General features: G+C 26.9%; 25 protein-coding genes. 23 read left to right on the forward strand and 2 right to left on the reverse strand.

What is annotated here, in order from left to right; all coding sequences use genetic code 11:
* The first annotated feature begins 142 nt into the window (after window positions 1-142).
* The 19 genes from fdhF to AACH12_RS04080 all read left to right on the forward strand — a co-directional run bounded on the left by fdhF (window position 143) and on the right by AACH12_RS04080 (window position 18,226).
* Window positions 143-2,827 carry a formate dehydrogenase subunit alpha gene (fdhF, locus tag AACH12_RS03990; protein WP_338536786.1) on the forward strand — a complete coding sequence of 895 codons (2,685 nt, stop codon included), beginning with the start codon at window positions 143-145 and terminating at the stop codon, window positions 2,825-2,827.
* 176 nt (window positions 2,828-3,003) lie between these two features.
* Window positions 3,004-3,684 carry a dTMP kinase gene (locus AACH12_RS03995; protein ID WP_338536787.1) on the forward strand — a complete coding sequence of 227 codons (681 nt, stop codon included), beginning with the start codon at window positions 3,004-3,006 and terminating at the stop codon, window positions 3,682-3,684.
* A 152-nt stretch (window positions 3,685-3,836) separates the two neighbouring features.
* A complete protein-coding gene (locus tag AACH12_RS04000) occupies window positions 3,837-4,193 on the forward strand; it encodes a hypothetical protein (protein WP_338536788.1) in 357 nt (118 codons plus the stop codon).
* Complete coding sequence (locus AACH12_RS04005) at window positions 4,193-4,660, forward strand: ATP-binding protein (protein ID WP_463670999.1); 468 nt, start codon at window positions 4,193-4,195, stop codon at window positions 4,658-4,660. Before AACH12_RS04000 ends, AACH12_RS04005 begins: the two co-directional genes overlap by 1 nt.
* 8 nt (window positions 4,661-4,668) lie before the next feature.
* Window positions 4,669-5,919 carry a [Fe-Fe] hydrogenase large subunit C-terminal domain-containing protein gene (locus tag AACH12_RS04010; protein WP_338536789.1) on the forward strand — a complete coding sequence of 417 codons (1,251 nt, stop codon included), beginning with the start codon at window positions 4,669-4,671 and terminating at the stop codon, window positions 5,917-5,919.
* Complete coding sequence (locus tag AACH12_RS04015) at window positions 5,916-6,251, forward strand: AraC family transcriptional regulator (protein WP_338536790.1); 336 nt, start codon at window positions 5,916-5,918, stop codon at window positions 6,249-6,251. The genes AACH12_RS04010 and AACH12_RS04015 overlap by 4 nt, the downstream gene beginning before the upstream one ends.
* The gene (locus tag AACH12_RS04020) at window positions 6,251-6,967 is read left to right on the forward strand and encodes a PHP domain-containing protein (RefSeq protein ID WP_338536791.1); all 717 of its coding nucleotides are present in this window, start codon (window positions 6,251-6,253) and stop codon (window positions 6,965-6,967) included. The genes AACH12_RS04015 and AACH12_RS04020 overlap by 1 nt, the downstream gene beginning before the upstream one ends.
* A gap of 120 nt (window positions 6,968-7,087) precedes the next feature.
* Window positions 7,088-7,633, forward strand: a complete 546-nt coding sequence (locus AACH12_RS04025; protein ID WP_338536792.1) for an ATP-binding protein — start codon at window positions 7,088-7,090, stop codon at window positions 7,631-7,633.
* A gap of 64 nt (window positions 7,634-7,697) precedes the next feature.
* Window positions 7,698-7,871 (forward strand): hypothetical protein, encoded by a 174-nt coding sequence (locus AACH12_RS04030; protein ID WP_338536793.1) that lies wholly within the window; start codon window positions 7,698-7,700, stop codon window positions 7,869-7,871.
* 150 nt (window positions 7,872-8,021) lie between these two features.
* A complete protein-coding gene (locus AACH12_RS04035; protein WP_338536794.1) occupies window positions 8,022-8,399 on the forward strand; it encodes a hypothetical protein in 378 nt (125 codons plus the stop codon).
* Between the two features lie 39 nt (window positions 8,400-8,438).
* Complete coding sequence (locus AACH12_RS04040; protein ID WP_338536795.1) at window positions 8,439-10,202, forward strand: DUF5702 domain-containing protein; 1,764 nt, start codon at window positions 8,439-8,441, stop codon at window positions 10,200-10,202.
* 23 nt (window positions 10,203-10,225) lie between these two features.
* Entirely contained in the window at window positions 10,226-10,795 is a 570-nt protein-coding gene (locus AACH12_RS04045; RefSeq protein ID WP_338536796.1) for a hypothetical protein, read from the forward strand.
* A 94-nt stretch (window positions 10,796-10,889) separates the two neighbouring features.
* Window positions 10,890-11,477, forward strand: coding sequence for a protein kinase domain-containing protein (locus tag AACH12_RS04050; protein ID WP_338536797.1), 588 nt, complete (start codon window positions 10,890-10,892; stop codon window positions 11,475-11,477).
* Between the two features lie 8 nt (window positions 11,478-11,485).
* Window positions 11,486-12,022, forward strand: coding sequence for a chromate transporter (locus AACH12_RS04055; protein WP_338536798.1), 537 nt, complete (start codon window positions 11,486-11,488; stop codon window positions 12,020-12,022).
* Window positions 12,019-12,534 carry a chromate transporter gene (locus AACH12_RS04060; protein WP_338536799.1) on the forward strand — a complete coding sequence of 172 codons (516 nt, stop codon included), beginning with the start codon at window positions 12,019-12,021 and terminating at the stop codon, window positions 12,532-12,534. Before AACH12_RS04055 ends, AACH12_RS04060 begins: the two co-directional genes overlap by 4 nt.
* Window positions 12,535-12,556: 22 nt before the next feature.
* Window positions 12,557-13,639, forward strand: a complete 1,083-nt coding sequence (locus AACH12_RS04065; RefSeq protein ID WP_338536800.1) for an FUSC family protein — start codon at window positions 12,557-12,559, stop codon at window positions 13,637-13,639.
* A gap of 122 nt (window positions 13,640-13,761) precedes the next feature.
* Window positions 13,762-15,432 (forward strand): glycosyl hydrolase family 18 protein, encoded by a 1,671-nt coding sequence (locus tag AACH12_RS04070; protein ID WP_338536801.1) that lies wholly within the window; start codon window positions 13,762-13,764, stop codon window positions 15,430-15,432.
* A 12-nt stretch (window positions 15,433-15,444) separates the two neighbouring features.
* The gene (locus AACH12_RS04075; protein WP_338536802.1) at window positions 15,445-16,734 is read left to right on the forward strand and encodes a sensor histidine kinase; all 1,290 of its coding nucleotides are present in this window, start codon (window positions 15,445-15,447) and stop codon (window positions 16,732-16,734) included.
* Window positions 16,735-16,840: 106 nt separating this feature from the next.
* Window positions 16,841-18,226, forward strand: coding sequence for a dihydrolipoyl dehydrogenase family protein (locus tag AACH12_RS04080; RefSeq protein ID WP_338536803.1), 1,386 nt, complete (start codon window positions 16,841-16,843; stop codon window positions 18,224-18,226).
* 81 nt (window positions 18,227-18,307) lie between these two features.
* Here AACH12_RS04080 and AACH12_RS04085 read toward each other — a convergent pair whose 3' ends face one another.
* The gene (locus AACH12_RS04085) at window positions 18,308-19,189 is read right to left on the reverse strand and encodes a response regulator (protein WP_338536804.1); all 882 of its coding nucleotides are present in this window, start codon (window positions 19,187-19,189) and stop codon (window positions 18,308-18,310) included.
* Window positions 19,190-19,423: 234 nt separating this feature from the next.
* Between AACH12_RS04085 and AACH12_RS04090 the strand changes: the two genes are divergently transcribed.
* Window positions 19,424-19,582, forward strand: coding sequence for a hypothetical protein (locus AACH12_RS04090; protein ID WP_338536805.1), 159 nt, complete (start codon window positions 19,424-19,426; stop codon window positions 19,580-19,582).
* Between the two features lie 93 nt (window positions 19,583-19,675).
* Here the strand turns inward: AACH12_RS04090 and AACH12_RS04095 are convergent, their stop codons facing one another.
* Window positions 19,676-20,758 (reverse strand): NAD(P)H-dependent flavin oxidoreductase, encoded by a 1,083-nt coding sequence (locus AACH12_RS04095; RefSeq protein WP_338536806.1) that lies wholly within the window; start codon window positions 20,756-20,758, stop codon window positions 19,676-19,678.
* Window positions 20,759-21,122: 364 nt separating this feature from the next.
* On the opposite strand from AACH12_RS04095, the gene AACH12_RS04100 reads away from it, so the two are divergent.
* The 3 genes from AACH12_RS04100 to panB all read left to right on the forward strand — a co-directional run bounded on the left by AACH12_RS04100 (window position 21,123) and on the right by panB (window position 24,817).
* Window positions 21,123-22,805 (forward strand): methyl-accepting chemotaxis protein, encoded by a 1,683-nt coding sequence (locus tag AACH12_RS04100; RefSeq protein WP_338536807.1) that lies wholly within the window; start codon window positions 21,123-21,125, stop codon window positions 22,803-22,805.
* A gap of 286 nt (window positions 22,806-23,091) precedes the next feature.
* Window positions 23,092-23,961 carry a Rossmann-like and DUF2520 domain-containing protein gene (locus tag AACH12_RS04105; RefSeq protein WP_338536808.1) on the forward strand — a complete coding sequence of 290 codons (870 nt, stop codon included), beginning with the start codon at window positions 23,092-23,094 and terminating at the stop codon, window positions 23,959-23,961.
* A 19-nt stretch (window positions 23,962-23,980) separates the two neighbouring features.
* Entirely contained in the window at window positions 23,981-24,817 is an 837-nt protein-coding gene (gene panB / locus AACH12_RS04110) for a 3-methyl-2-oxobutanoate hydroxymethyltransferase (protein WP_338536809.1), read from the forward strand.
* Window positions 24,818-24,867: the final 50 nt, after the last annotated feature.

Consider the following 24,867-nt stretch of genomic DNA (forward strand, 5'->3'; position numbering starts at 1 on the left):
AATAATCGCTTTTGCTTTAATTTTACTTTAAAAAGTGTTAAAGTAAAAAATGAAACAGTAAATAAAAAAATGATATTAATAAAACGTTTTGTACATTATAAATTAAATGAAATTATTATTTATTTGATAAAGGGGTGTTATTTTGATTAATGTAACTATTAATGGTTTACCAAGAGAAATTAAAAAAGAAGGAACAATACTTGATGCTTGTAAAGAAGTCGGTATCAAAATTCCAACTTTATGTTTTGATCAAAGATTAGTAGCACATGGTGCATGTAGAATGTGTGTAGTTGAAGTTGAAGGCGCTAAAAATTTAGTAGCTTCGTGTTCTGCTCATATTAGAGAAGGAATGGTAATACATACACATTCAAAAAAAGTTGAGAATTCTAGAAAAGATATATTAGAGTTAACTTGGGCATCTCATAATAATGATTGTTTAAGGTGCAGCAAAGCTGGAGATTGTCAGCTTCAAGATCTTTGCTATGAGTATGGAATCGAACCTGAAACTACATATTATAAAAGACCGGTTTCTAGAGTGATTGATTCTTCAAATAAATTCTATAGTTATGATAGAAGTAAATGTATAGTATGTGGAAAATGCGTTAGGGTTTGTAATGAGCTTCAAGGGTCTTCATCTATTACAATAAGTGGGCGAGGTCATGAATCTCATATTTCCCATCCCTTTGAAGTTGGTATGGAATATTCAACTTGTGTATCATGTGGAAATTGTGTATATGTTTGTCCAACAGGGGCTTTATTTGAAAATTCAGCTTTTAAATTTAGAAACTGGGAAATTGAAAAAAAAGTTAGAACAACTTGTTCGTATTGCGGAGTTGGATGTCAAGTAGATTTAAATGTAAAAGATAATAAAGTAGTAAGAATTGATCCAGCAAGCGATGGTGTCAATGAAGGCTTATTATGTGTTAAAGGCAAATTTGGATATAAGTTTATTGACCATCCAGATAGATTAACAAAACCACTTATTAGAAAAGATGGTGTTTTAATTGAAGCTTCTTGGGATGAAGCATATTCTTTAATTGTGTCGAAAATACAGGAAACAAAAAAACATTTTGGACCTGATGCATTTGCTGGACTTAGCTCTGCTAGATGTACCAACGAAGATAATTATTTGATGCAAAAATTGTTTAGAGCTGTAATTGGTACAAATAGTATAGATCACTGCGCACGCCTCTGACATAGTTCTACAGTTGCAGGTCTTGCAACAGTATTTGGTAGTGGTGCTATGACTAATAGTATAAAAGAAATTGAAGAAAATGATGTTATATTTGTTATTGGCTCTAATACTACTGAAAATCATCCAGTAATTGGAACTTTTATGAAAAGAGCGATTAGAAAAGGCGCAAAACTTATTGTAGTAGATCCAAGAGAAATCGAACTTGCAACAATGGCTGATGTATTTTTACAAGTCAAACCAGGATCTAACGTTGCTCTTATAAATGCTTTAATTAAAGTTATTTTAGATGAAAAACTTTACGATATGAATTTTATAAATGAAAGAACTGAAGATTTCAATGAAGTTGTTCTCAATTCTTCAAAAGTTTCTTTAGAAGAATCAGCGAAAATATGTGATGTAAGTGTAGAAGATATTAAAAAGGCGGCTAGAATGTACGCAAAAGGCAAGAAAGCTGCGATATATTATGCGATGGGAATTACTCAACAAAGCGACGGAACAAAGCATGTAATGGATATTGCGAATTTAGCAATGCTTTGCGGCAGTGTTGGAAAAGAGTTTACTGGAGTAAATCCACTTAGAGGTCAAAATAATGTTCAAGGTGCTTGCGATGTCGGTGGGCTTCCAAATGTATACCCAGGCTATGCAAAGGTAATTGAAGAGGCTAATGCAAGAAAGTTTGAAAAATATTGGAATGTTGATAAACTTTCAACAAAACTAGGTCTTACTGTTCCTAAAATGATGGATAAAGCACATGACGGTGACATTAAATTTATATATATTATGGGTGAAAATCCAATGGTTTCAGATCCAGATTTAAATCATGTTAGAGAAACTTTTAATAAGCTTGATTTTTTAGTTGTTCAAGACATATTTTTGACTGAAACAGCTATGGTTGCAGATGTTGTTCTTCCAGCGACATGTTTTGCTGAAAAAGAAGGAACCTTTACAAATACAGAGAGAAGAGTTCAAAGAGTAAGGAAAGCTGTAAATGCACCAGGTGAAGCAAAAGTTGACTGGGTAATTTTCGATGAAATTATGAGAAGACTTGGATATGAAAATGAATTTAATTCTGAAGAAGATATAATGAAAGAAATTGCGAAAGTAACACCTCAATATGGCGGTGTTACTTATGAAAGAATAGTAAATGAAGGCGGATTACAGTGGCCGTGTAAAGACGAAAATCACTTAGGAACAAAGTTTCTTCATGAAAATTCTTTTGCTAGAGGAAAAGGTTTATTTACATCAGTTGCATATAAAGAACCAGCTGAGATAACTGACGAGGAATATCCTTTGGTTCTAACAACTGGTAGAGTTTTATATCACTATCATACTAGATCGATGACAGGTAGAGTTGAAGGTTTGAATGAAATAGTTCCAGAAGCATATATTGAAATTTCACCTGAATATGCGGCGAAATATGGGATAAAGAATGGTGAAATGACGATTGTTGCTTCAAGAAGAGGTCAAATTGAAGTAAAAGCAAAAGTTACTGAAAAAATAGCAAAAAATGTTGTATTTATACCTTTTCATTTTGCAAAGACTGCTGCAAACGAACTTACAAATACAGCGCTTGATCCTATTGCAAATATTCCAGAATTGAAAGTTTGTGCAGTTAAAGTTCAAAGAAAATAAATTATATTTTCAATAAATTATTTAATTAAGTCAGGAAGTATTAAAGAGCAGATAATGAGAAGCATGATTTCTTGTTATTTGCTCTTTTTTTAAAATAATAAATAAGAAAAACATATAGTGAAAAGAAAAAATCTTATATGATATAATAATGATATTAATTAGAAATAGGAGGCAATATGAAAGGGAAATTAATTGTAATTGAATCGGGAACTGATTCAAGTGGAAAAGAAACGCAATCCAAATTACTTAAAAATAGACTTGAAAATGATGGATATGATGTAATAAGAATTACATTTCCTGATTATGAATCGAAATCATCTGAACTTGTTAAAATGTATTTAAATGGAGATTTTGGTGAAAATGCAAACGATGTTAATCCATATACAGCTTCAACTTTCTATGCAGTTGATAGATTTGCATCGTACAAAATGAAATGGAAAAATTTCTTAGATAAGGGTGGTGTTGTAATTGCAGATAGATATACCTCATCAAATATGGTTCACCAAGCAGCAAAGTTTAATAATGAAAATGATAAAAACATATTTTTAGAATGGCTGTATGATTTGGAGTTTAATAAAATGGGACTTCCTAAACCTGATGAAACTATATTTCTAGATATGGATATTAAAGCAAGTTTATGGCTAATGAGTTTAAGAAAAAATAAAATTAATGGAAGTAATAAGAAAGATATTCATGAAAGTGATAAAAAATATATGACAGATTCATATGAAAATGCAAAATGGATTGCAAAAAAGTATAATTGGAATATTGTAAAATGTACATTTGAAGAAAATATAAAGTCTATTGAAGAAATTCATGAGATAGTTTATAATAAGGTTATCAGCATCGTTAAATAAATATCATATTTGTGTGAACTATGTGACCTTTATTTTTGAAAATTAAAATTCCTGCTTCTACAAGTGGGAATTCAAATCAGACGAAGTAAATTCTTTATTTGATTATGCATTATTTAGCTTTAGCTAAATGAGTTTACTGATAAGGAGGCACTATGAAAATTAGTAAGATAGTTGATTTAATTTCTGCTGAAGTTGTTCTTGGCAACGAGTGGATAGGTGAAAATGTTAAGGCAGCATTTGGATCAGATTTAATGAGTGATGTACTTGCTTATGCGCACGATGAAGCGGTTTTAATAACAGGATTAATGAATAATCAAGTAATTCGTACAGCGGATATGCTAGATCTTAAAGCTATTATTTTTGTTAGGGGTAAAATACCAACTGAAGAAGTACTTAGCTTAGCTTGCGAACATGAAATGGTTATTGCGACAACTCCTATTACTTTATATGAAGCGTCAGGTATATTATATTCTAACGGTTTAAAGTCAGTTGAAATGGGTGATAAATAGTGGTCGGTTTACTAGGAGACAGAGAAATATATAAAAGCTATGATAATGCCATTATGAAACTTTTTTTTGATATAGAACCTGAAGATATGAACAGGGCAGGAGAAGCTTCTTCTCAGATTAAAAAAAAGCTTAAGCTTTTAGGTATAAATCAAAGTATTATTAGAAATATTTCAATAGCAACTTATGAAGCTGAAATTAATGTAGTAATCCATTCGAAAGGTGGGCAAATTGAAGTTTTAATTAAAGATGATAAAATTGAAGTTTTTATTGAAGATATTGGACCAGGAATTGAAGATGTAGATTTAGCTATGCAAAAAGGCTTTTCGACAGCTAGTAAAAGTGCCAGAGAAATGGGTTTTGGAGCTGGAATGGGACTTCCTAATATGCATAAATGTTGTGATGAATTTTATTTGAATTCTAAGAAAGAACAGTTTACTAAAATTAAAATGGTTTTTAAACTCTTTTAGGAGGAATTATGAAAGAATATTGGCATTCAGTAATTCTTGAAGAAGATTTTTGTAATGGATGTACTTATTGTTTAGATAGATGTCCAACTCAAGCTATTAGAGTAAAAAATGGTAAAGCGAGAATTATTGCAGAAAGATGTATTGACTGCGGGGAGTGCTTAAAAGTTTGTCCATACCATGCAAAAGGGGCACTTACAGACTCACTTTCAATGCTTAGTGAATATAAATATAATATAGCACTTCCTGCTATATCAATGTATGGGCAGTATGATAAAAAATATGATATCAACAAAATATTTAATGGATTTTATAATTTAGGATTTGATTATGTTTTTGATGTGGCATATGCAGCAGATATTATATCAAAATATCAGTTAAACAAGATTAAAAGTAAAACAGTTAATGGACCAATTATATCAACATTTTGCCCAGCTATAACAAGATTAATACAAATTAGGTATCCATCACTTATAGATAATATTTGCAAAGTTGAATCGCCTATGGAAGTTGCAGCTAGAATTGCAAGAAAAAAAGTGAAAGAAGAAACTAAACTTACTGATGATGAGATAGGAGTTTTTTATATTACTCAATGTCCAGCTAAAATTACGAGCATAAAAAATCCAATTGGAATAGAAAAATCAAATATTAGTGGTGCAATTTCTATTGAATCAGTATTTACAAAACTTTTAAGAATATATGATGATATTGAAGTAAAATCGCAAATTAGAGAATCGTCTGGAACGGGTATTGAATGGGCTATGGTTGGTGGACAAAGCTATGCGATGGGTATTGACAACTATTTAGCTGTCGACGGTATTGAAGAAGTTATAAAAGTACTTGATAAAATAGAGATGGGAAAATTAAAAGATGTAGATTTTTTAGAAGGATATGCATGTGTTACTGGTTGTAGCGGTGGACCACTTAATGTAGAAAATCCTTTTATTGCAAAAAGTAGAATTAGAAAAATTTCAAATAAGCTATTAGAAAATAGAAGTTCTAATGCTAATATAGAAAATTATGATGAAAATATATTAGAATGGAACAAAGAAATAAAACCTATACCAGTTTTAAAACTTGACAATGATTTTAAAAAGGCAATTGTGAAAATGGGTAAAATAGAAGAGATATATAGAATTTTACCAGGAATTGATTGTGGAGCTTGTGGCTCGCCAACGTGTCGAGCATTAGCTGAAGATATTGTTCTTGGGAGATCAAAACTAAGTGAGTGTGTAGTTCTAAAAAGGAAGGAGAAAAAATGAACATTAATGATATTTATCAGAATTTTGGATTTATTGTTTTAAATAAAGACTATAAATTGGTTAAAGAGGTAGATGACTTAATTTGTTGCGATTTACTTAGCTGGGTAATGGCAAATGGAAAGAATAACGCTGCATGGATTACTGTTCAGATACACAATAATATACTTGCAGTTGCATCACTTTTAGATTTTTCTTGTATTATAATTCCAAACGGAATAAAAGTTGATGATGCCTTAATAAGCAAAGCCGACGAAGAAGAAATAGTTATTTTTAGTACAGATTTATCTTCATATGATATATTTAAGAAGTTTTATGAATTTGGATTAAAATAATGAAAGCGTATTTTGATTTTCATATTCACTCATGCTTATCTCCTTGCGCAGATGATGAAATGACACCTAATAATATAATTAATATGAGCCTTCTTAAAGGACTTGATGCAATTGCGATAACTGATCATAATTCAATAAGAAATTGTGAGGTGTGTATAGAACTCGGCCTCAAAAGTGGATTAATTGTTTTTGCGGGTATGGAACTTCAAACAAATGAAGATGTTCATATGATTTGCTTATTTAGGAATATAGACTTAGCTAAAACATTTTTTAAACAAATAAAAGAAAAACAAATTAATATCAAAAATAATAAAAAGAAGTTTGGAAATCAGCAAGTGATGGATATTAATGATAATATTGTAGGTGAAGAAGAAAATGCACTAATTATGTCAATTAATATTGGAATAAATGAAGCTATTAAACTTGTAAAAAATAATGGTGGAGTAATTTTTCCTGCACATATTGACAGAGGTTCGAATAGTATTGTGTCAAATTTAGGATTTATTCCTACTGATTTAATGTTAAATATTATGGAGATATCATTTGGAGAAAATTCTTCGAATTTTTTATCAGATGTAAAATATACAAAGTTTAATATACTTAGAAATTCAGATGCACATTTTTTAGGGAATATTTCAGAAAGAGAAAATTATTTAGAAGTAAAAAATATAAATAAAGATGATATTTTTGATAAACTTTTAGAATTAGATTATTAAAAATGTATAATAATATTTGATAATCTTTTAACAACACTGTATAATATAGTGGAGTATTAAAATTTAAATTATAGTTGGTAACTAATGCCAAACTATTAGTAAAGGATAGAGGCGAAAATAATGAGAGAATTATCTTTACATATATTAGATATAGCACAGAATTCAATTTCAGCGCACGCAGAAAGTTTAAGAATTGCAATTATTGAAGATCTTAAATGTGATAAGTTATTAATTAAAATAAAAGATGATGGAGATGGAATGGATAGTGAAATTCTTAAAAAAGTTGTCGATCCATTTTACACTACTCGAACAACAAGAAAAGTAGGTCTTGGTATTCCTATGTACAAAGCTAAAGCTGAAAATTGTAATGGAAGTTTTAGTATAAAATCTGAAGTTGGCATTGGAACAGAAGTAGATGCTGAATTTGAACATTCGCATATTGATAGAGTTCCTCTTGGTAATATGGCAGATACAATTATTACTATTATTTTATCCAATCCTAATATGGAACTTATTTATACACATATGGTAAATGAAAAAAAATTCACTTTAAATACAAAAGAAATCAAAAAAATTCTTGGTGATGTTCCCATTTCAAATCTTGAAGTTATTTCGTGGTTAAAAGAATATTTGAAAGAGGGGTTACAAGAATTATTAATTAATTGATGATTGTATATTATGTTTGTTGTTATATTTTTTTTGATAGTATATAATATTTGTGGGTGATAAAATGTTTGGTAGTTTAAGAAAAATAGGCGTATATATTTTTATATTTAGTGTATTGCTTTCGATTGGTCTTAAGTACATAAATATGGATCAATACATTAGAATTGCACTAAGTACTTTTGGAATTGGAACTGGCGTTGTTTTTATGATGTTTGGTAGTAATTTAATTCCGAAGTAATTTTTTTAAAAATATAAAAAAAGTCAATATAGTAAATACAAGAAATTTCTAGGATGCTTATTCTAGAATTTTTTTTTGCAAAAAAAGAACAAAATTAAATACAAAATATGGTATAATATAATTAAAATTCCAATTATTAGGAGTGTGTATATGAATAACAAAGGTATGATTACAATTGAATCAGTTTTGGTTTTTCCGATTATATTACTAATAGTAGTTACATTTATTCTTCTAATAAATAGTGAATTTATTTTTTCAACCAAGGTAATGGATATTAATTACAATTTACTAAAATCTGCATTTGAAGATAGCAATAGAGTAAAATATGTAAAAGTTAAAGAAACTAAGTTAAAGAGAACAGCTTATTTAGAAAAAGATGTAAATGCATTTAATGTAAATTCCAATAAATTACTAATAGACTTTATTGGAAGAAAAAAAGTAATAAAGAATACCATAGAATCAAGGAAAATTAGAAAAAATATTATTTTAAATCGTTCTTTATTAGACTTAATTCAAATTAACGAATAAAGAAATTAATTAGTAGATAAATATTAAAAGGTGGAAAATTTGAATAAAATAAAAATAGTAAATAAATTTAAAAATTTTAGAAAACTAAATAGTATAGGAAATAAAGGCGCAATTAGTATATTTTTGTTAGTAGTTTTTATTTCAATAATTTTTATGTTTTCAGCCTATTCTATTGTACTTAATTTGAGGAAAATGCGAAATTCAGTATATAGAAATGAAATTATTATAAGTAATTCGTTATTTGCAGATTATGATGAAACTCTTTTTAACGATTATGGTTTAACTGCTTATAGAAGAGATAATTTAGAAAAAAATCTTAGCTTTGGAATGACTTATTTAAATAAGCGTTTTAAATTTTATGTTACTCCATTGGAAGATTTAGCAAATAGCAGAAAGTTTTTAGAACAAGCAAATGAGTTTACTCTGTCGTCAATAGGTTTAGAAGCAATTAAAAAAATAGATAGCAAGATAAATGTTTTAGCAAATTTAAAAAAATTAAATTCGTATATTAGTAGAAAAACTAAAATAGATAAGAGTATTTTAAAATACTATAATAAAATTTATGATCTTAACAATGAGTATAAAGACCTATTTTTATATTTTAATGATTCAAGAAATGATGGTAAAATTGTTCCAATTGACATTAGAAAATCTCTTAATAAATATAGGAATGAGCTATTTAGACAAAAGAAAGTTAAATATGATATATACAAAAATCTTGATTACCTAAAAAAAGAAGTAAATAATAAAAATTTGTCTAAAGAATTCACTATTCCTTTTATAAAAACGATTATTAATGAAAAAAACAAACTAAATCCAAATTTAATAATTAAAAGTATTAATAAAAGTAATAATAATGTAGATGTTTTTAACTATGTAGATAATCTTAATAAAAATATTGATGAGAATGGATATTTTACTTATGATAGTAACTATTTTGCCCTTAGTGTTATTGAAAAAAAATCTGTAATAAGCAAATCTTTATGGAAAACTATTTTAGATGGTTTAATAAAAAAAGAATCATTTGATATTAATGAAAATAATTTAGAAGAAGCAAATAATTATATTCAATATGAGTCAGTTTTAAGTAAAGAGATATCGACTAAGTTATTAGAAAGTTTTATTTTTGATGAATATATTATGGGAGTTTTTTTTGATAATGTTAACTCTAAAAAAAGAGAGTATTCATTTACTAGAAGAGAAAATGAAAAACTTTATTCTAAAGGAGAAATCGAATTTATTATATATGGGAAAAGTTTTGAAATTAATCGTATTTCTTGTAATACGGAAATTTATTTATTAAGAATTATTTCCAATACAATATTTCTAATTACGAATCCAAAAATGAAAGAAAATGTTGATATGATTTCTCTTGGAATTGCAGGATTAACTGACTTGCCATATCAAATTACTAAGCCTATTGTAATCGCCTCGTGGTCGGCTATTGAAAGCAAAATTGATTTAAATAGTATTTTAAAAGGTGATGGTATTGCAGTTTATAAAACTCAAATAGGGCAGTGGAAATCTGTGCTTATAAATGATAATAATATTAATAAAGTAGTTCTAACAAAAAACGAACAAAATGAAAAAAAATCATATAGTATTAATTTTTACTATGATGATTATTTGAGATTTTTTTTAAAGCAATTAGATGTTAATAAAAAAATAGAAAGATCTAAAATGATAATAATAACAAATTACAATATTAAGAATCATCATAATAGTACTTTTAGTGATTTTATTATTAAACATAGAATAAGTTCGAATATAAAAAATATTGATTCTTTTGAAGGTGAATATTAGTGGTAGGAGATAAAAATAATTTTTTGAAAAACAAAGTTTTATTTTCACAAGGAAGTATATCTGTAGAAGCAACAATTATTGTGCCAATTTTTATTGCTGTATTAGTTGTTTTAGTTTTGTTAATGAAGTTTTTTTTTGTGAATGAAGTAATAGAAGAAATTCTTTTCGAATCGACAAATGATATAATGTATTCTTATAATTTAGATAGTAATATTAGTAATTCTATAGAAAAAAATATTTTATTTAATGTATATATAAAAAAACATAGTAAAGAAATGAATTTTGATGCAAAAATAATGGCGAATATTGAAGTATTAAAAAATAATTCGCTTAAAACAAAGGTTATGTGTAGTTACAAAATTCCATTTGTAAAAAATATAATTATAAGTAAAAGTTACATAGTGAAAACATATAGGTTCAATTTTAATACTGAAAATAAAATAGTCTATATAACCAATACAGGAAGTAAATATCACTACAAAAACTGTATTCATTTAAGGCAAAGTTCTATACCAATTAATATTAATGAAGCGATTAAAAAAGGGTATACTCCTTGTGAAAATTGTGTAGGGGGGATGAATTATTTTAAGTAAATATAAAATAATTAAAAAATTGAGTTCTTCAAATAGGAAGGAAGTTTTTTTAGTTGATAATTCAAATATCAACAAACAATATATTTTAATCAAAATGAAGAATAATATACTATACTCGATTGAACTAGATATTTTAATTAATCTTAATTGTCATGGAATTGCGAGTGTTATAGATGCTTTTGTTAGTAAGAATAGTTTATATTACGTATTAGAATATATTGAAGGAAATCAATTAGATAGTATAGAATTTAAAATAGATATGTTTAATAAATCAGATATTATTGGTTTAGTATATAAATTATCAATAATTATAGATTATCTTCATTCCATAAAACCATATTCAGTAATTCATTGTGATATTAAACCTGATAATATAATTGTTGATAATTTTTTGAATATTTTTTTAATTGATTTTGACTCAGCTTTCTATTATAATGAATTTCTTGGGCAAAATATATCATTTGGAACAAAAGAGTATTCTTCACCAGAGCAAATATTATTTCCAAATCAAATAAATACGAGTTCTGATATATATAGCTTCGGAAAAGTGGTATTATATATTATGAGTGGCTATTTTATTAAGGAATTATTTCAAATTGCTATGGAGTGCACTGAACTAATTCCTTGTAATAGACCTTCATCAATGAAATATATTATAAATAAAATAAAATTACTATTGTAGGTGATTAATTGAAGGAATTATTTAGTATTTTTAAAGTGTTTTTTAGAATCGGAGCATTTACTTTTGGTGGTGGATATGCAATGATTCCCTTAATCCATGAGGAAATTGTAGACAATAATGGATGGATGAATGAATCAGATTTTTTGGATGCAATTGCTATTTCACAATCTCTTCCAGGAGCGATTGCTATTAATATAGCAACATTTGTAGGATATAAAATTAAAGGAATAAAAGGGGCTCTAGTTTCTGCTTTAGGTGTAATTTTACCATCATTTTTAATTATTTTATTTTTATCTGGAATATTAATTAAAAATAAAGATAACATTTATTTAAAGAAGGCTTTTTTAGGAGTTAGACCTGCAATTGTTGGATTAATAATTTTTTCCATATACAAACTACAAAGATCTGTTGAAAAAAATATTTTTTCTATAAGTTTATATATTGTTTCAGTGATTCTACTAATAGTTCTTGGAATAAACCCTATTTTTGTAATAATTGCATCTGGTATATTAGGTTATTTATACTATGGAGGAAAGAAAAAATGATAATAAGGTTATTTTTGATTTTCTTAAAAATTGGGCTATTTAGTTTTGGCGGGGGCTATGCAATGCTTCCATTTATACAAAATGAGATAGTTAATACATGGAAATGGATAGATATTGATGAATTTGTAAATATAATTGCAGTTTCGCAAATGACACCAGGACCTATTGCAGTTAATTCTGCAACGTATGTTGGAGTTAAAACAGCTGGTTTTTTTGGTGCTGTATTTTCAACCCTTGGAGTTGTTATAGGTTCATTTGTACTTGTTATATTAATTTCTAAAAAATTAGAAACTATTAAAAAAACTCATATATTGAATAATGTTTTTAGAGGGCTTAGGCCTACAGTGATAGCACTTATAACAACTGCGGCTTATAGTGTTGCAAAACTATCTGTTAAAGGAATTAAAGATATTATTATAATTATCCTTGTTTTTATTTTAAGTTATAAATATAAATTACATCCAATTATTTTAATTATAATATCTGCCTTTATAGGAGTTGTATTGTATTAAATATTTAGTGAAAGTGCATGAGGTGATAAGAATTAAAGCATTTGTAAGCAAACTTAAATTGGTTAAAGAAGCAAATCTATTAGATTCGAAATTTTTTGTTTTAAAAACGTTTTTTGCAATTACAGTAGCCTTCGTGATTGGAAATAATATACCGCTAGTAAGAAGGGATATGATTTCTGTACTATTTGGACTTATTCTTACTTTAGAAGCTATTAATGTAACTGGAGTGAAAAGTGGTTGGGATCAGATTGTCGCTTCATTCATAGGTGCAACAGTAACTGGCATAATAATTTTAATATTTGGTGTTAATGCTATTACAGTGGGACTATCTGTTGCATTTACATTATATATCTGTTTGATAATTGATTGGAAATCAATTTCACCAGTTGCTTTGTTTACTGCAATTTATATGACTCAAAATTTACAAATAGGTATTTCAGGCCAACCAAGTATCTTATTAACAGTAGCGTTAAGATTTGCAGCTTTAGTATTTGGCGTTGTTGTAGCAATATTATTTAATTTTATTTTTTCGCTGCTTCAATATAAATTTTTAACTAATAAAAGAACTGCATATTTATTAAAGTTACTATTATTTGATTTATCTTCTACTAATGAATATATAATTAAGAAAGATAAAAAATTATGTGACAATACAAGAGCTAAATTGGTGGAAACATCAAATAGTATTGAGTGGGTATATAGTTTATTTAGTGATATGAATAAAGAATTTAATCATAATATCAAAATATTTGGTTTTTCTAATAATCCTGTAAAAGATAAACTTAGACTTGTTAGGCATATTAGAATTATTAGTCATTTGTTATTTGATATTAATTATATACTTGGAGATAGAATAAGTGATATTGATGAATTAAATGAAATTTATAGTTATATATCAGATGTTATTAATAAAGTTATGGACAACCTAGGTGGATTAAAAAGAGTTTACGATGGAGTGGAAAAAAGTGCAATATTAGAACATAATTGGTTAGTTCTTCCAAAAAGGAAATTCGGAAATGGGTACGCTTTTAGAATAAATCAAAATTTAATAGATATAAACAAAAATATTAGAATAATGGCAGAAATAATAAACGACAACAAATAGAAGAACTTTAATAATATAGTGTTTAACATTTATATTATTAAAGTTCTTTTTTTTTATAATATAGTTATATGATATAATTAGTTCCTACACATATTAATAATACATTAAGGACGTGAAATTTTATGAAAAAAATTGCAATTATATTTTTAAGTTTTGCATTAATATTATCGATATTTTTTATTTTTACAATTAACAGTAAATATCAAGAATTAAAAAATAATATTATCAGTAGTTATTTTGAAAATCATTATTATATAAATAATGAAGAGATACTAGATAATTCAATTATAGAAAAAAATGGTAAAATTCTTATTTCTTATAATACAATTAAAAAATATATTGACGATGAAGTTACGCTTTCAAATAGCTCAACTAGAGTATATTTTACTTTGAGAAATGTTGAGTTTAATGCAGGAAATACTTTAGTTGATAGATATATTTATGATTACTTAAAGTCATTTAATTTACCAGTTATAAAAGCAAATAATAATAATTATATTTCCTATGATATGTTATCGAAATTTTATAAATTAAGACTTCTAAAATACGAAAAGAGTAGTAACGTTTACGTTTTTACAGATGGACTCAAAGTTGCTATAATTGATAAAAAAACGAAAATTACGGGTAGACTTGATAAATCTTCTATAACTTTGGATAAGTTGAATACAGGAGAAAAAGTATATTTATTTAATTCGAAAATAAATGAAAATAACGAATATAATATAATTGATAAAAATGGATATTTAGGTTATATTAAGAGCGAAAATATAAATAGCATTAATTCAGTAGATATGAGTATAGTGAAAAAATCAGATAGAATAAAAAAACAATCAAACCTAGAAACAGTAAATGTTATGTGGGATCAAGTGGGTAGCTATTCTAAAAACAAAAATTTAACCGATACTAATTATTTAAAAGGAATAAATATTATTTCTCCAACTTGGTTTAAAATTAACGTCGATGGAATTGTATTAAATGAGGCATCACTTGACTATGTTAATAGAGTTCATAGTGATAAAAAAATGGTTTGGGCATTATTTAGTAATAGTTTCAATAAAGATTGGACAAGTAAAATGTTTACAAATGAGGAATTCAAAAAAAATACTATAGCACAAATTTTATTTTATTCATCTGTATATAATTTAGATGGAATCAATATTGATTTTGAAAATATGAATTTAAGTGACAAAGCAAATTTTGTAGAATTTACTAAAGAACTTGGTGCCTTATTAGATGAATATAAAGTATATTCTAGTTTGGATGTAACAGTTCCAGGGGGAAGTGATGCCTATTCAAAAGTATTGGATAGAAAAAAACTTTCTGAAAACGTAGATTATATAATGCTTATGGCTTATGACGAGTTTTGGGCTAGTAGTAAAGTGGCAGGATCAGTTGCTTCTGCTAACTGGACAGAAAAAGGTATTGTTGGAACTCTAGAGGAAGTTGATACAAGTAAATTGGTACTTGGAATCCCATTATATACAAGAATATGGGAAGAAACTAAATTGAAAAGTGGGAAAAAAGTAGCTAAATCTTCAACACTAAGCGTTAAAAATAGTTCGAAATATATTACTGATAATAATATTGATATTAAATATGATAAGGTTTCACAGCAAAATTATGGTGAGTATTACAAAAATGATAAACTGAATCGAATTTGGTTTGAAGATAGTAAGTCATTTGATATGAGAAAAAATTTAAAAAGCAAATATAACTTAAAAGGGTATGGATTTTGGTCAATTGAATTTATTGATGAAAATACATGGAATGAAATTTACAAAATTATAGAATAGTGGAGACAATAAATGAGAAAATATTTTAATAAAAATAGAATAGTCATAAGTCATATGTTATTTGTAGCATCTATGACTACTATAATGGGTCAAGTTTATATAAATCCATTTAAATCACAATTTAGAATTCATTTAGGAATAATTGTTTTAACTATTTTACTATTATTGTTTGAAGAAATTTCTATTATAAAAACTAATATCTTAACTGGTATTTTTATTTTTACTTTTAGGTTTTTAATTGATTATTTTACTGAAAGTTACGCAATAATAGATCTTTTGGGTAAACATATTCCATCTTTGATTTTTTATGTTAGTTTTGGAATGCTTTTGTCGAATTTTAATATACGAAATTTTAAGAATTATCCAATTAGGCTGATTTTTCTTGTTGCTATGTCTGACATACTCTCTAATATGGTTGAAGCAATTATTAGAAGAGAATTTTTGACTAAGAATATAGAATTTATTATTACAAGTTTAGTTATCGTAGGTCTTACAAGGGCGTCATTGTCTTTTATTGTTTATTCAGGCATAAGATTTTACAATATTTTAGTTATAAGAGATGAACAAATGATGAAATTAAAAGAATTTATTATGCTTAAAGCTAATTTAAAATCTGAGTTATTTTTTGTGAATAAATCAATGGATGATATAGAAACTGCAATGAATAGATCATACTCAATATATAATGAACTTAAGAATTTTGAATATGAGAATATTAATGAAAATTATATAGGTAACTTAAAAATAAGGATGCTTAATCTATCAAAAGACATACATGAACTAAAAAAAGACACGCAAAGAGTTGTTTATGGACTTGAAAAAATAATGCCTGAAAGTATTGATAAGGAAAAAATATATATTTCAGAAATAGTATCAATTTTAAATGATAGCACGAAAAAACTTATTGACTCAATGAATAAATCGATTATTCTAGAGTTCGAATTTGAAGAAAATTTATGTATTTATGATTACTATCCAATGATAAGTGTATTAAATAATCTTATAGTAAATTCGATTGATGCCATTAAATTTTACGGTAAAATTTGTCTTTATATTGATTCTGATAAAGAAAATATTTTTTTTAAAATTTCTGATACAGGTAATGGAATTAAAGAGGACGATATTAATGTTATATTTGAACCTGGATTTTCAACGAAATTTGATAAATTAACTGGAAAAATGTCTACTGGTATTGGTTTGACACATGTAAAAGAATTAATTGAAAAGCATTATAAGGGGAATATAAAAGTAGAAAGTGATGTAAAAAAAGGAACGACGATTACAGTGTCCTTACCTATTTGATGAATTTTTAATAAGCAAATTAATATTGACATTTGTTAATATTAAGATTATACTGAATGAAACTTTAAAACTAAATTAGAATATTATAATATTAGATGGAGGAAATATGAAGGTATATGACATTATAGTTATAGGAATGGGTCCTGCGGGCATGGCTGTATCAGGCATGGCTTCAAATATGGGGTTAAAAGTACTTGGAATTGATGGTGAAAAACTTGGTGGAGAATGCCTAAATACAGGTTGTATTCCAAGCAAATCTCTTCTTAAATCAGCATATTTTAAAGATTCAGCGGAACATCTTAATAAATTTGGATTGAATTTAAAGGGTGATATTGAAGTCGTTAATCCACTTGAAATTGTTAGAAATCAACTAAAAATGCTAACAGGAGAAGGCTTGCATAATAAATTTAGTAAAGTAGATATGATTTTAAAAAAAGGCTATGCAAAATTTATAAATAGCAATACTATTAAAGTTAATGATGTGGAATATAGTGCAAGAACCATATTTATTGCTACTGGAACTAAACCAATGATTGTACCTATTCCAGGTTTAAGCGAAATTGATGTACTTACAAATGAAAATATGTTTAATTTAGATAAAATACCAAATTCTCTTACTATTATTGGAGGAGGAGCTATTGGAACAGAGATGGCTCAAGCCTTTTCACGACTAGGTTCTGATGTAACTATTGTTCAAATGGATGATCATTTAATTCCTAATGGCGATGAAGAAGCTGGAAAGTTACTTGAAAAAGTCTTTAACAAAGAAGGAATTAAAGTTTTTAATTCAACTACTATTAATAAAGTTGAAATGCAAGACGCTAAGATAGTAACTTTTACTTCTAAAGGCAACTTCATTTCTGATGAAATACTAGTTGCTACTGGAAGAAAACCGGTAATTGATAGATTGGATTTAGATAGTGCAGGAATAAAATATGATAAAAAAGGTATAAAAGTAGATGAATTTAATAGAACAAATATAAAATCCATATATGCTGTTGGGGATTGTAATGGTGTAAACCTTTTGTCTCATTCAGCTATGCATCAAGGTATGACATCCTTAATGCATATGTTAAAAGGTAATGATGACAATAGCTTGAAAAGAAGTAATTTTCCAGTTCCTTGGTCTGTATTTACTTCTCCAGAAGTTGCTCAAGTTGGTTTGAGTGAAAAAATGGCTATTAACAAGGAAATAGATTTTTTTATTGTTAAGGAAGAATATAAAACATATGCTAGAGCAATAACTGATGGAAAGCCAGAAGGATTTGTAAAAATTATTACGGATAAAAAGGGGAAAATATACGGAGCTACTATAATTGGAGAAGCAGCATCTGAGCTTATTCAAGAATGGACTATGGCTATACAAAATAACTTAACTATGTTTAATATTATGATGATGCAGCACTCGTTTCCAACAATATCAATATTAAATAAATCTGTTGCAGAAAAGTGGATGATGATGCTCGTAAAAAATGGTGAAATGGAATTTTAAGAAAAAAATAAATAAAAGGGACTCACTAAAAAAAACCTTAGTGAGTCCCTTTATTTTGTAATAGATAGGTTGAGTTTATTATTAATCTTTTAATAAATTTATTGTTCCTTCAATAAAAGTTTTAATATTAATTTTACCTCTTTGTTTAGATTTACCTCTTATATAGTCCATTTCGAGTCGTATATCTGAAAAATCAAATAAAACACTGGAGTATTTTTCAAATTTATAATTGCTAAAGTCTTCTATACCAATATTTGCAATGTTATTTAAAGCTACTATAACGGTTCTTCTTATTCTTTGTTCAATTGCCTTGATTGTTTTAATTGAATTTTCTGAGTAGAAGCGTTTGTTAAGTTCTAAGTAAATCTCTTTCATATTATATTTATTGAAATGATTATTTGTTTTTCGTTCATTTACGATTATCTCAATAATATTTGCTAAATCGTTGCAGCCAGACTCGCCAGTTATTCCAAGTTCAGAATAAATTTTCATTGTATTTCTTCTTGACGAGTTCGTAATAGGTGCAGTAACGTTTTTTCTAGAATCAATACTATAAGTATTTTTTAATTGGTTAAGAACATTTCTTAAATTTTGTGATTCAATTGCTCTTTTAATAACCGTTACTACTTCTAAGACATTTATAGGCTTTGAAATAAAAAATTCAATACCTGCCTCATAAGCTTCAGTAATCATATTATCAGAAGATACTTCAGATATCATTATAAAAATCATATCATGGTTAATTTCATTTTTTACTTTTTTTATAATTTCTATTCCATCAAGTGAAGGAAGTAGTAAATCAATAAGTACAATATCAGGGTAAATCGAACTAATTTGTTTATAAGCTATTTCGCCGTCATTTGCTTGCCCGATGATTACTCCTAAGTCATTATCTTCGATAATATTTTTAATCATGACTCTAATACTTTTATCATCGTCAACTATATACATTCTTTGTGCCATATTTCCTCCTGAAGTTTCATATAGTACAATTATATAATATTTGAACGAAAATAAAAGTAAAATATTTTTAGGAAGGATTATTGCATAATAATTGACATAAAAGAATAAAACATTGCAAAATTAAAATAAAAATACTCTTTTTTTAAAAAAAACTATTGAAAAATGAATAATAAAAATATATAATAAGCATATAGAGAATAATTGTATACGATTATACACAGATGGAGGTTTGTTATGGAAAAAATGATTAATAAAGAAATTGTTAAACTAGGTTCTTGTAAAAGATGTGGAGATCAAAAGAAAGTTGATAAATTTGGACTTTGTAAAGAATGTTCACAAGAAGTAGACTATGAATATTCTATGATTTATAAAATTAAAGATATGGAATACTAGTATGGATAGCGAAATTAGTGATTCAAAATAAAAAAATTCTGTGAGGAAATTATCACAGAATTTTTTTACTTTTTACTTATTATTTAAAATATTTTATTTATTACTTAATGCAATAAAATATTCTTTTTTTATTTCTTCCACAATTTCATGTACAGATTTTATTGAGTTAACTTTATAAGCATTGCTTCCAGCAAATATTAAACCATTTTTACTATCCCCTGTAACTGATCTAATAAGTGCATCAGTGATGCAGTAAGGTGTAGTAGCAGGATTACATTGTTTAAGACATCTGTAACAAGAAGTTATTTTTTCTCTCGCATTTTTAACACTTTCAGTAAATTCATTTACTATTGCTCTTCCTGGCATACCTACAGGACTTTTTATAATATCAATATTATCTTCATTTGCATTTACATAAGCTAATTTAAAATTTTCATGTGCATCACATTCATTTGTAGCAACAAATCTAGTAGCCATTTGTACTCCATCTGCACCGGCATTAAATGCTTCAAGTATGTCTTTTCCGCTAAAAATTCCTCCGGCTGATATAACAGGGATTTTTGCATTAAATTGCTCTTCTATTTTTCTTACTGATTCAACCACTTCTTTTGTAATTTGATAAATTGATGGAAATGTTTTGTTTATTAAATCTTCTGCTTTAAATCCAAGATGGCCTCCAGCTTTACCACCTTCAACTATAACCATATCTGGTAATTTATCATATCTTTTTTTCCAAAGTTTTATTATTGTATCAATTGATCGTTTTGAAGATACAATTGGTGCAATTTTAGTATTTGAACCTTTAACAAGTTCAGGTAAGTCTTTGGGAAGTCCAGCACCTGAAATAATTAAATCAACTTTTTCTTTAACAGCAGTCTTAATCATATCAGCATAATTGTTTGTTGCCATTAGAACATTTACGCCAATTATTCCATTCGGTGAAAGTTTTTTAGCGTTTCTAATCTCTTTTACTAGCGCATTGATATTAGCCTCATCATTGTTTGATTTAAAGTTTTTTTCTCTAAAACCTATTTGAGCACCTGAAATAATACCAATACCACCTTCGTTAGCAACAGCTGAAGCTAAATTCGATAGTGATACACCAATTCCCATTCCACCTTGTATTATAGGTAAATTTACCGTTAAATGTCCTAATTTGAAAGAAGGCATTTTCATAATAGTTCTCCTTTTTTATAAGTATCAATAAAGATACTTTTTTATCAGTATTGTATTATTAAATTATAATTAAAAATAGGCAAAGTGTCAATAGTAGATATTAATAGTTGGTACTAATATATGATAATTTTACTAGTATCTTTAAACTCTCAAAAGAATTTAAAGATACTAGTAAAATTTAGAAATTGATTTATAAATTTATAGTAAGTGGTTCTCATAAAAACATTACTAAAATGTAACAATCGTTTGTATAAAAAAATTTATATGATATAATTATTGAGGAAGAAAAAAATTTATATTAAGAGGGGTATGTTTTAAAAGCTTTATATATAACGGTTTGAACAGCAATGTTTTGGAGGGGAGCATGAAATTAAAAAATAAAATGATTTTACTTTTTTTGATAATCATATCAGTATATTCACTTGTAATGGGTGTTTATGTACTAGGTAATTTTAAAGGCAAATTACTTAATTCTGCTCAAGAAAAATTGATTAGTGATTTGTCTTTAGGAAAAGAACTACTTAACAAAGAATATCCAGGAAATTGGAGAATAGATGGTGATAAACTATTTAAAGGAGATTCATTAATAAATAATGATTTTGATTTTGTCGATAGAATGGGTAAACTAACGGGAGATACTGTAACTATTTTTTTAAAGGATGTAAGAGTTTCAACAAATGTTGTTAAATCAAATGGTAAAAGAGCTGTAGGAACCCTAGTATCAAAAATGGTTGCCAATGAAGTTTTAACTAAAGGAAAGACTTATATTGGGAAAGCAAATGTTGTAGGAACTTGGAATCAAACCGCATATGAACCAATAAAGAATGCTAATGGAAAAATTATAGGAATCTGGTATGTCGGTGTACCGAATACTGCCTATGATAAAATTATAAGTAAGTTTATTGAGGATTTAGCTTTGATAGTTGTCTTAGCCTTGATAATTTCGATTATATTAATAGCTATTTTTTCAAATAAAATTATAAAACCACTTAGGTTATTAAATGAAGCAGCAATAAAATTTGCAAATGGAGATTTAAGTCACAAAATAAATATTAATGATTCAAGTGAAATAGGTAGTTTAGCAAATTCTTTTAGTAAAATGGGTAAAAGTATAAGAAATATGATAAAAGAAATTAATACACTTACTTTAAATATTTCAGAAACTTTATCTATTGTTGTAGAGTCATCTGAAGAAATTAGTCATTCCTCAGATGATGTTGTAAAAGCAATAGACCAAGTTGCTATGGGAGCAACTGATCAAGCAAATATTATAATTGAAACTAAAAGGGAAACTAATGAATTATCTGAAAACTTGAATTATATGATTGATAAATCATCTATTATAAAAAATAGTATAAATACTATGAATTCTAATACAAAAAATGGTGTAACTATATTAGAAACTCTTAAAGATGGATTGCTTAATAACTATGAAGCATCGACAATGGTTTCGAAAAGTGTAGAGGATTTATCCGATAAATCTATAAAAATAGGGAATATAATAGAAACAATTACTGCTATATCTGAGCAAACCAATTTACTTGCACTTAATGCTGCAATTGAAGCTGCAAGAGCTGGAGAACATGGTAAAGGTTTTGCAGTAGTTGCTGATGAAGTAAAAAAACTTGCAATAGAAAGTTCTTCATCAGCTAATGAAATTGGAATTATAGTAAATGATATAATAAGTTCAATTAATAGTGCAAAATATGAAATGACTCAAGCTGAGAAAATTATTAATGTTATTAATGAAAATATCGTCGAAACAGAAAATTCGTATAAAATTATAAGTGATAATAGCGCAAAAGTGAATATGAACTTTGATGAATTTATGGTTATGACTGAAAAAATTGAACATGTTAAAGATGCAGTTATTTCATCTATGGATAATATATCCAAAATTTCAGAAATAACAGCTTCAAATACTGAAGAGGTTAGTGCCTCTGTTGAAGAAGAAAATGCTGCAATTGAAAACATATCAGAAGTTATTAAAGATATTGAATCTTCAACAAAAGTATTGACTACATTAGTAAGTAAATTTCAAATATAGATACTTTAGTTTTATAGTAAAAATGAAATCAAATTATGTACAAATTCTTGATTGTGTGTTAATATGAAATTGGATGGGATCACTTTAGTGAGCTATACCTTTGTTTTAAAAATTAAAAAATTATAAATTCTGCTTGAACCGTTTGGACGAGACAGATATAGGTGTGTTAGATGATTAGTGCAAATTTTTTATTTAAATTATTGCAGTAATTGTTTTATCCTTTTTGAAATTACACTCCTTGATGCCTATGCGTCAAGGAGTTTTTGTCGTTTAAAAGGAGTGAAATATGAAAATTGGTTTTATTGGCGCTGGAAAAGTTGGAACAGCATTTGGTATGTATTTGAAAGAAAATAATTTTGATATATCAGGTTACTTTTCTAAGTCTCTTAATTCAGCAAAATTAGCAGCAAAATTTACAAATAGCACTTATTTTAATAGTTTAGAAAAAGTGCTGATTGAATCTAAAATTGTTTTTGTTACTACAAATGATGATCAAATAATGAATGTAGTAAAAGAAATAAAAAAGTATAGAGAAATAAATGAAAATAAAATATATGTTCACATGAGTGGTTCATTATCTACTAATGTATTTGATAGTCTTTTAAAAACTAATTCATCTTTTTATTCAATTCATCCTTTAGCATCTTTTGCTAAAAAAATTGAAAGTGTAAAAAATTTAGAAGATGCTGTTTTTACTATTGAAGGGCTTAGTAAAAAACATGATGATACTATAGTTATAAATTTAATTAATAAATTAGGAAATAAATATTTTAAGATTGATAAAAACCAAAAAGTAAAATACCATATGGCAGCATGTATTGCTTCTAATTATCTAGATACTATTTTAGACCTAGCATTAGAAATGTTTTCTTCTATAGGGATTGAAAATGAAGAAGGGTTTAATGCCTTAAAGCCGCTAATCTATGGCACTTTAAATAATATTGAGAATTTTGGTACAAAAGAAGCAATTACAGGCCCAATTAGTCGAGGTGATTATAATACGATAAAATCACATTTAAGTGAAATTAATGATGAAGAATTAAAAAATTTGTATTTAACACTTGGAAGAAGAACCTTAGAAATATCTAAAAAAAGAAAGTTAAAAGATAAAAATAGTATTGATGAGTTAGAAAAAATTTTAGGAAAGAATTACTAAATTAATTATGGAGGTTATTATGAAAAACAAGAAATTTACAAGTACCTCATTTATTAAATCTAAGCAAGAAAAACACATGATTTCAATGCTTACTGCATATGATTATTCAACAGCTAAACTTTTGGATGAAGCTGGAGTGGATAGTATTTTAGTTGGTGATTCACTTGGTATGGTAATGCTTGGATACGAAAATACTCTTAAAGTAACAATGGAAGATATGATTCATCATACAAAGGCAGTTAAAAGAGGAGTGAAAAATGCTTTTGTTATTGGTGATATGCCTTTTATGTCATATCATATAAGCACCGAAGAAACGCTAAAAAATGCTGGGCGATTTATTCAAGAAGCAGGAGCAGATGCTGTAAAATTAGAAGGTGGATACGCGGTAATTGATAAAGTTAAAGCAATAATAAAAGCTCAAATTCCAGTTGTAGGTCATATTGGTCTGACTCCCCAATCAGTAAATATGTTTGGTGGATTTAAAGTGCAAGGAAAAAGCGAGGAGAATGCTAAAAAGCTTATAGAAGATGCTTTATTACTTGAAGAAGCAGGTGTTATTGCAATTGTTTTAGAATGTGTTCCTGCCAAACTTGCAAAATTAATTAGTGAAAAACTTAGTATTCCGACCATTGGAATTGGAGCTGGTAATGGATGTGATGGTCAGGTACTTGTTATACAAGATATGCTTGGAATGTATAGTGATTTTACTCCTAAATTTGTAAAAAAATACGCAACACTAGGGGATAACATGAAAGAGGCTGTTAGAAATTATATTGAAGAAGTTGAAAACAAGGAATTTCCTAAAGTCGAACATACTTTTTCAATATCTGACGAAGTATTAGGCAAATTGTATTAATATAGAGTAAGCTTTATGGTTCTTAAATAATACTTATGAAAAGGAGCGCA

It is taken from the genome of Helicovermis profundi (assembly GCF_033097505.1).
Classification (GTDB): Bacteria; Bacillota; Clostridia; order Peptostreptococcales; family Acidaminobacteraceae; genus Helicovermis; species Helicovermis profundi.

Bases quoted from the DNA above. Each gene is read 5' to 3' on its own strand.
- AACH12_RS03995 (WP_338536787.1), top strand. From the start codon at position 3,004: ATGAAAGGGAAATTAATTGTAATTGAATCGGGAACTGATTCAAGTGGA.
- AACH12_RS04000 (WP_338536788.1), top strand. From the start codon at position 3,837: ATGAAAATTAGTAAGATAGTTGATTTAATTTCTGCTGAAGTTGTTCTT.
- AACH12_RS04010 (WP_338536789.1), top strand. From the start codon at position 4,669: ATGAAAGAATATTGGCATTCAGTAATTCTTGAAGAAGATTTTTGTAAT.
- AACH12_RS04015 (WP_338536790.1), top strand. From the start codon at position 5,916: ATGAACATTAATGATATTTATCAGAATTTTGGATTTATTGTTTTAAAT.
- AACH12_RS04020 (WP_338536791.1), top strand. From the start codon at position 6,251: ATGAAAGCGTATTTTGATTTTCATATTCACTCATGCTTATCTCCTTGC.
- AACH12_RS04025 (WP_338536792.1), top strand. From the start codon at position 7,088: ATGAGAGAATTATCTTTACATATATTAGATATAGCACAGAATTCAATT.
- AACH12_RS04030 (WP_338536793.1), top strand. From the start codon at position 7,698: ATGTTTGGTAGTTTAAGAAAAATAGGCGTATATATTTTTATATTTAGT.
- AACH12_RS04035 (WP_338536794.1), top strand. From the start codon at position 8,022: ATGAATAACAAAGGTATGATTACAATTGAATCAGTTTTGGTTTTTCCG.
- AACH12_RS04050 (WP_338536797.1), top strand. From the start codon at position 10,890: ATGAAGAATAATATACTATACTCGATTGAACTAGATATTTTAATTAAT.
- AACH12_RS04060 (WP_338536799.1), top strand. From the start codon at position 12,019: ATGATAATAAGGTTATTTTTGATTTTCTTAAAAATTGGGCTATTTAGT.
- AACH12_RS04070 (WP_338536801.1), top strand. From the start codon at position 13,762: ATGAAAAAAATTGCAATTATATTTTTAAGTTTTGCATTAATATTATCG.
- AACH12_RS04075 (WP_338536802.1), top strand. From the start codon at position 15,445: ATGAGAAAATATTTTAATAAAAATAGAATAGTCATAAGTCATATGTTA.
- AACH12_RS04080 (WP_338536803.1), top strand. From the start codon at position 16,841: ATGAAGGTATATGACATTATAGTTATAGGAATGGGTCCTGCGGGCATG.
- AACH12_RS04085 (WP_338536804.1), bottom strand. From the start codon at position 19,189: ATGGCACAAAGAATGTATATAGTTGACGATGATAAAAGTATTAGAGTC.
- AACH12_RS04090 (WP_338536805.1), top strand. From the start codon at position 19,424: ATGGAAAAAATGATTAATAAAGAAATTGTTAAACTAGGTTCTTGTAAA.
- AACH12_RS04095 (WP_338536806.1), bottom strand. From the start codon at position 20,758: ATGAAAATGCCTTCTTTCAAATTAGGACATTTAACGGTAAATTTACCT.
- AACH12_RS04100 (WP_338536807.1), top strand. From the start codon at position 21,123: ATGAAATTAAAAAATAAAATGATTTTACTTTTTTTGATAATCATATCA.
- AACH12_RS04105 (WP_338536808.1), top strand. From the start codon at position 23,092: ATGAAAATTGGTTTTATTGGCGCTGGAAAAGTTGGAACAGCATTTGGT.
- panB (WP_338536809.1), top strand. From the start codon at position 23,981: ATGAAAAACAAGAAATTTACAAGTACCTCATTTATTAAATCTAAGCAA.